Origin of the sequence: Cereibacter changlensis JA139 (genome assembly GCF_003034985.1) — a bacterium.
GTDB lineage: Bacteria > Pseudomonadota > Alphaproteobacteria > Rhodobacterales > Rhodobacteraceae > Cereibacter > Cereibacter changlensis.
Window position 1 is genome coordinate 1 of sequence record NZ_PZKG01000398.1, and the last position, 704, is coordinate 704.

At 62.4% G+C, this 704-nt stretch carries 1 protein-coding gene and 1 pseudogene; one reads left to right on the plus strand and one right to left on the minus strand.

The annotated features are described in order from the left end of the window. A partial coding sequence (locus C5F48_RS26540; protein ID WP_181247792.1) for a transposase family protein occupies positions 1-248 on the minus strand: 248 nt, incomplete at its 3' end. Positions 249-386: 138 nt separating this feature from the next. Between C5F48_RS26540 and C5F48_RS24330 the strand changes: the two are divergent. Further along, a pseudogene (locus C5F48_RS24330) lies at positions 387-704 on the plus strand (IS21 family transposase); the annotation flags it as partial.

A 704-nucleotide genomic window follows, 5' to 3' on the forward strand; every position in this document is an offset into this window, starting at 1 on the left:
CATTGGCCCGAGCAGCACCGGAATCGCCTGACCTGGACCACCAGGCGCACGTCAAAGCCATGCGCCGGCAGATCTGCGAGGCGGCGGCGATAACGGCTGTGAACCTGTCCAGACCGGGATCCGCAACATGGGCACGCCGCCCAACCCTTTGCTGTTCTGGCGAAAATATCGATGGTCGCGCGATCGAAACCCACACGCTCGACCACAAGCCGAGCAGGCAGAAGCTTCTTCATGTTCAGGCGCGGCATCAAACCTCTCCTCATGAGTTCATGGGAAAAGCTACCGGCGCAACCTCGCGGGCATCATCAAAAGTGAGTCAGAGCCCAATATTGACCCACTCGGGTTTCGTCGGACCGTCCGTTGCGAGGCAGCGGACGGAGGGGGAGTTGAAGCGGGTGGATACGATCGGGCGGGTTCGCCGGGCCTTCTTCGTGCAGGGCTGGTCGGTGAAGAAGATCGTTCGGGAGCTGCATGTCTCGCGCAACGCGGTGCGCAAGATCCTGCGGTCGGACGAGACGGATTTCAGCTACGAGCGAGAGCGGCAGCCGATGCGGCGGATCGGGCCGTGGCAGGATCAGCTTGAGCAGATGCTGCCGACGAACGAAGGGAAGACCTCACGGGAGCGGCTGACGCTGATCCGGGTTTTCGAAGAACTCCGGGGGGTCGGCTATGAGGGCGGCTACGACGCGGCTCTGTTGCACAAA